The organism is Albidovulum sp. (genome assembly GCF_049646345.1).
Taxonomy (GTDB): domain Bacteria; phylum Pseudomonadota; class Alphaproteobacteria; order Rhodobacterales; family Rhodobacteraceae; genus Albidovulum.
Genome location: NZ_JBARVQ010000734.1, coordinates 1 through 5,915, shown reverse-complemented (window position 1 = coordinate 5,915; position 5,915 = coordinate 1). Strand labels below are relative to the sequence as shown.

6 protein-coding genes are annotated in these 5,915 nt (G+C 62.7%); 5 read left to right on the top strand and 1 reads right to left on the bottom strand.

Features of this window, described 5'->3' with window-relative positions; translation table 11 throughout:
- Both WBB85_RS19265 and WBB85_RS19260 read left to right on the top strand, forming a co-directional pair.
- Positions 1-2,048 (top strand): ATP-binding protein (locus WBB85_RS19265; RefSeq protein WP_432640208.1); only part of this gene is annotated, 2,048 nt, incomplete at its 5' end.
- Complete coding sequence (locus WBB85_RS19260) at positions 2,045-2,410, top strand: phosphomannose isomerase type II C-terminal cupin domain (protein WP_432640207.1); 366 nt, start codon at positions 2,045-2,047, stop codon at positions 2,408-2,410. The genes WBB85_RS19265 and WBB85_RS19260, both read left to right, overlap by 4 nt.
- A gap of 249 nt (positions 2,411-2,659) precedes the next feature.
- Here WBB85_RS19260 and WBB85_RS19255 read toward each other — a convergent pair whose 3' ends face one another.
- Positions 2,660-2,926: a hypothetical protein gene (locus WBB85_RS19255; protein ID WP_432640206.1), complete on the bottom strand. Its 267-nt coding sequence runs from the start codon at positions 2,924-2,926 to the stop codon at positions 2,660-2,662.
- A 408-nt stretch (positions 2,927-3,334) separates the two neighbouring features.
- Between WBB85_RS19255 and WBB85_RS19250 the strand changes: the two genes are divergently transcribed.
- The 3 genes from WBB85_RS19250 to fghA all read left to right on the top strand — a co-directional run.
- On the top strand, positions 3,335-4,030 hold the full coding sequence (locus tag WBB85_RS19250; RefSeq protein ID WP_432640205.1) for a nitroreductase family protein: 696 nt from the start codon (positions 3,335-3,337) through the stop codon (positions 4,028-4,030).
- A 141-nt stretch (positions 4,031-4,171) separates the two neighbouring features.
- Entirely contained in the window at positions 4,172-5,101 is a 930-nt protein-coding gene (locus WBB85_RS19245; protein WP_432640204.1) for an AEC family transporter, read from the top strand.
- Between the two features lie 14 nt (positions 5,102-5,115).
- Positions 5,116-5,915: S-formylglutathione hydrolase (gene fghA, locus WBB85_RS19240; RefSeq protein ID WP_432640203.1), on the top strand; the 800-nt coding region annotated here is incomplete at its 3' end.

Below are 5,915 nucleotides of genomic sequence, written 5' to 3'. Positions count from 1 at the left end.
CCCTTGCCACAGCCGATCCGGGCGCGCCGCTGCCGGTGCGGCGGGGCTGGCTGCAACTGCAAAGGCTGGCCAGCGCTGCCATCGGCGTGGGCCGGGCCGACAGTCTGATCGCGGCGGGTGAATTCCAGCGGGACTATCACCAGCAATTGCCCGCCGTGACGCCGGATCAGCTTGCGGCGGATCAGACGCAGGCGCTTGGCCACATTGCCCGGCTTGTGGTGGGACCCGAGGGGGTGTTCACCACACGGCGCGTTGAGCTGAGCGAGCGCTTGGCCGCGCAAAACGCGCTCTTTCGCATCCGTCGCGCCTCGGAAGCGCTGAGCGAGACAAGCGCCGAGGTTGTCGCGGCGGCAGAGGCCAGGCTGTCACTGGAACGAAACGCCACCTCATCCAGCATCGCCGTTGCCCGGCTCGCCGTGATCGGTGCGGCGCTGACCAGCGTTGCGATTGCAACGGCGGCGGCCCTTTTCGTTTCGGGCTATGTTACAGGCAACCTCTCGGCGATTGCGGATGCCATGATGCGGCTTGCTTCGGGCGACCGCACCAGCCGCCTGCCGCGCGGCGAAGGCTCGGGCGACGAAATCGGCAAACTGTTCCACGCTTTCCGGGCATTCAGGGCCAATGCGCTACGGCTTGACCGGTCCAACCGGCAACTGGCGCAGAAGAACGCGCTTTTTGAAAGGGTGTTCGGCAATATCAGCGACGGTGTCGCCATCATGGGCGAGGATGGCCGTCTGGTGGTCGCCAATCCCAGCCTGCCGCAGGTATTGCGGATCGATCCCGGATTTCTTTCCAGGCGACCGACACTTGACGAGCTGCGTGACGCATCACCCTTCGCTTGTGACGATGGCGGTGACTGGCACAGCACCGACGGCTTTGTCGTCGAGGCGCGGCGCAACTCGCTTCCCGATGGCGGGGCGGTCTGGCTTTTCGCGGACGCGACCGAAAAACGCCGGATTGACGAGCGTCTGGCGCAAATCCAGCGCATCGAGAGCCTCGGCAAGGTCACGGGTGAGGTGGCGCATGACTTCGGCAATATCCTGTCCACCATCGCCGGGTCCCTGCAGCTTTGGAAACCGGAGGCGGCCGGAGACGGCGACGTCCTGCGCAACAGGATCCGTGATGCTGTCGATATCGGCGTCGCCCTGACCGAACGGCTGCTGGCCTTCGCCCGCAAGCAATATCTGGAACCCGAGATCGTCGAGCTGAACGCGCTGATCGAAGGGCTGACCGACCTGATCAGCTTTGCCATGCGTGACGAAGTAGTGCTGACCGTTCTGGCCGCCGAGACACCGCTGCATGTCCGGGTCGATCCGGGCCAGTTGGAAAGTGCTGTGCTGAATGTCTGCCTGAATGCCAATCAGGCCATCGACGGGCCGGGCGAGGTTACCATCAGCCTGACCGAAACCGATTGCGGGCGGGCGGTGATCACCGTCCGGGATGACGGGGCCGGCATGGCGTCCGAAGTCATGCGCCACGCGATGGAACCATTCTATTCGGCCCGCGCCGACGGCACCGGAACCGGGCTTGGCCTGTCGATGGTCTACGGGTTCATCCGCCAATCGGAGGGCGATATCCAGATCGTCTCGGCACAAGGCGAAGGAACCGCGGTGTCGCTCTATCTGCCGTTGCTGGTGGCCGAACCGCATCCGCATCCGGGGGATTTTAACCGGTCATGCCTTGCTGTCGACGACGAACCCGCCGCCCTTCACGCCATTGCGGGTGCGCTGTCATCGCTTGGCCTATCAACCGAAACGGCGTCAGGCTACCGGCCAGCGCTGGACCGGCTGAACAGCGGCGATACGCCTGACATTCTTGTCACCGACCTCAATCTCGACGCCAGCCAGTCCGGCTGGGAACTGGCGGAAGCCTTCCTCAACCACTCATCCAATGGGCAGGTAATCGTGGTGTCCGGGCATCTGCCCCAGGATCACCCGCTGCTCGATCGGTTTGGCGCACGGATTGCGATGGTTCCCAAACCCGCAACCGCAGCCGTTCTGGCCCGCATCGTTGCCGCCAGCATTCATGAACAGGAGACTCTTGCATGACCGACCTATCCTACCGCGACGGTCAAGCCGAAGCCCGCCCATGGGGGCGCTGGCAGGTGGTGCAGTCTGCCCCCGGATATGTCGTCAAACGGATCGACGTGAATCCCGGCGCACGGCTGTCGCTGCAATACCACAACCACCGCTCCGAACATTGGGTTGTGGTGGCGGGCCGGGGTGCGGTGACAATCGGCGGCGATACGATCCGGGTAGAGCGCGGCAGCCATGTCTATATCCCCAGGGAAACCAAGCACAGAATCGCGAATGACGGGGAAGCGCCGCTGATTTTTGTCGAGGTGCAGTTCGGTGTTGAACTGCGCGAAGACGACATCGTCCGGGTCGAAGACGATTTCCGCAGGAAATAGCCCGACCCGGGGCCGGGGCTAAAGAACGCACGCGGGCGGTCTTGCCGCCCGCGCAGGATGGTGCAGCGGTTTTGGGTTTGCGATGCATCTGAGCTACCCCCCGAAAGTCGGACACGGACGCAGGCGACGATTTTCTGTCTGCTGATCTTCGATGAAGAGGAGATCAGAGATACCAAAACGGAAGAACCACGGCCCTGGGCCTGAAAGTACCGGCAGCGCTTTCGGTGATCGGTTTCGACAATTTGCGGGTCACCCGTCTTGATATACAGATCGCTGATCTGACGCTAAAAGAAAGGGCGTTCGCGCGGCATATTGACCCAGCCCGAGGGCGCGATCCGCGCCCTGTCCCAGCAATGCCCGGGTCCGCAACAGGGTCTTTGCAAGCCGGACCGCCTGTTCGACCGGACCCTCGACCAGTTCGGAAAACAGAACCGGCGGCAGCGCCGTCCCATAGATATTGGCGATATCCGTGCGCAGGACGAGCGCGGGTCGATCCTTGCCCCTGATGGCTTGCAAGATCCCCGCCGTGCCGGGTGGATGCTGAATGGCGTCGGGCCGGGCCGCAGCAATCGCCGATCGCCCGGCGCATGTCCTCGATACCGCCCAGAAAGCTCGCCTCATTGAACATGCCGTGGTCAATGGCGACATCAAAGCAATTCCCCGAATGTCCCGAACAGGCGGTTCATCCGGTGATCATGTTTCGGTCTCACTTGTATGGAAATGCTTCCATAAACGTTTCACACGGCCCGACAAACGGTTAACCCTGTACCGGCCTCTTGGAAAGAGGCAGCGGCGCTGCCGATACATGTCGCGGATCCGTCTGAAAACTCAAATGCCGGAATTTGGACGGAAAAAGCCCCTAATTCTGATTCAACCTTGCCCCAAGAGGCTATAGTATCCCGGCAATACGACCGGGGAGAGGCCATGTATTTCAAGGACAAGATCAGTTATCAGCCCATGCCGTTGCCAGATCGGGTGGCGCTGGGCGATGCAGAAGCGCTGACCTCGGCTGAAAACTTCCGCGATTATATGAAGAAGCGCCACAGCGTGCGCGACTTCAGTTTTGATCCCGTGCCGGAAGAGGTCATCGCCGCGTGTGTCGCCGCCGCCGGGACCGCGCCGTCGGGTGCCAACCACCAGCCCTGGCATTTCGTGGCGATCTCCGACCCCGCGATGAAGGCGGAAATCCGCACTGCGGCCGAGAAGGAGGAGGAGAGTTTTTATGCGGGCGGCGCGGGCGACGAATGGCTGAAGGCGCTGGAACCGATCGGGACCGGCGTGTCGAAACCGCATCTCGACATCGCGCCCTGGCTGATCGTGGTCTTCGCGCAGCGCTACGGTGTGACCCGTGACGGCGAGCGCTACAAGAACTATTACGTGCCCGAAAGCGTCGGCATCGCGACGGGCTTCCTGATCGCGGCCTTGCATCATGCCGGTCTGTCGACCCTGACCCATACGCCCAATCCGATGAAATTCCTCAATGGCCTTTGCGACCGGCCTGAGAGCGAAAAGCCGGTGATGATCATAGCCACGGGCCGCGCGGCGGAGGACGCGACCGTGCCTGCGGTGGCCAAGATCAAGAAGCCGCTGGCAGAGATACTGACGGTGCGAAAAGGGTGAGCATGTATCGCCCCGCCCCGGACCTGATCCGGGAGTCTGCCCCGGACTTGATCCGGGAGCTTGCCCCGGACTTGATCCGGGGTCTCTTGGTGAACCAAGAGGTCCCGGCTCGGAGGCCGGGACGGCGGCGGATATAACACTATGCTCGCGATCTTCTTGAAAACGCTTCCGTTCTTCGCGCTGATCGGCCTTGGCTGGTTCGCGGGCCGGGTCCGCGTCTTCCCCGAAGTCGCGACCGAATACCTCACCCGCTTCGTCTTCTATTTCGCCCTCTCGGCGATGCTCTTTCGTTTCGCCGCCAACCTCTCGCTGGCCGAGATCTTTGACGCACGCTTTGCCGCTGCCTATCTGACCGGCTGCCTTGCCGTCTATCTTCTGGCGACACTTGTGGCCCGTCTGCGCGGCATTCCCGCAACCGAAATGGCGGTCGAGGCGCAATGTGCGGTGATCGGCAATACCGGCTTTCTCGGCGTGCCGCTTCTGACCGCGCTATTGGGGCCCGAGGCGGCGGGGCCCGTCCTGATGGTGCTGGCGATCGACCTTATCGTCTTTTCCAGCCTCATCACCCTCATCATCACTGGCGTGCGGGAAGGGCAGCTTTCCCCCCGCATCTTCAAAACACTAACGCTCGGCCTGCTGAAAAATCCGATGATCGTCGCGATGGCGCTTGGTCTGGCGGTGTCGTCTGCCCGGATTACACTGCCCGTCCCCGTGGACGAATTCCTGATGATCCTTGGGGCCGCCGCGACACCGGGGGCCCTCTTTGCCATCGGCGCCTCGCTCGCGTCGAAAACGGCCGAAAGAATGTCGGTTGCCCTCTGGCTTTCCTTCGCCAAGCTGGCGCTTCATCCCATGGCGGTTGCCGTTGCGGCGCTGTGGCTGTTCAGGGTAGAGCCATTCGCGGCGGGTGTGATGATCGCGGCGGCATCGCTTCCAGTCGCGGGGAATGTCTATATCCTCGCCCGCCACTACGGGGTAGCCCCACAGCGGGTGTCGGCCTCGATCCTGATTTCCACGATGGTCAGCATCGTGACCGTAACGCTGGTGGTCGCCCTGATCACCGGAGTCTGAAGAAAGGAAGACCCATGCAGACGCTTTCGGAAAACAAATGCTATGGCGGCATTCAGGGGGTCTATAGCCATGCCTCGGATGCCTGCGGCTGCGACATGACCTTTGGCCTCTTCCTGCCCGAAGAGGCGGCAGAGGGGCCGGTGCCGGTTCTGTGGTACCTTTCGGGCCTGACCTGCACCCATGAAAACGCGATGGTGAAGGCGGGAGCGCAGGCCTGGGCGGCCGAGGCGGGTATTGCGCTGGTCTTCCCCGACACGTCCCCGCGCGGCGAAGGTGTGGCCAATGACGAAGCCTATGATCTGGGCCAGGGTGCCGGGTTCTACGTCAACGCGACCGAAACGCCATGGGCCCCGCATTTTCAGATGTGGGATTATGTGGCCGAGGAACTCCCCGGCCTGATCACCGCCAATTTCGCGATTGCCGAGGACCGGCAGGCGATCACCGGCCATTCGATGGGCGGGCATGGCGCGCTGACGATGGCGATGCGGCTGCCGGGACGGTTCCGCTCGGTTTCCGCCTTCGCACCGATCGCCCATCCGACGCAATCGGACTGGGGCCGGAAACAGCTTGGCGCCTATCTTGGGGCGGATGAAACCCTCTGGGCGCCGCATGACGCAACGCTTCTGATGCGCCGCCTCGGCTTTGACGGGCCGGTTCTGGTGGATCAGGGCTCCAAGGACCAGTTCCTTGATCTCCTGAAGCCCGAAGCTCTGGCGCAGGCGATGATGGAACGTCGCCAGAACGGCCAGTTCCGCATGCAGCCCGGCTATGACCACAGCTATTTCTTCATCTCTACCTTCATGGCCGACCACAT

Bases quoted from the DNA above. Each gene is read 5' to 3' on its own strand.
- WBB85_RS19260 (WP_432640207.1), top strand. From the start codon at position 2,045: ATGACCGACCTATCCTACCGCGACGGTCAAGCCGAAGCCCGCCCATGG.
- WBB85_RS19245 (WP_432640204.1), top strand. From the start codon at position 4,172: ATGCTCGCGATCTTCTTGAAAACGCTTCCGTTCTTCGCGCTGATCGGC.
- WBB85_RS19250 (WP_432640205.1), top strand. From the start codon at position 3,335: ATGTATTTCAAGGACAAGATCAGTTATCAGCCCATGCCGTTGCCAGAT.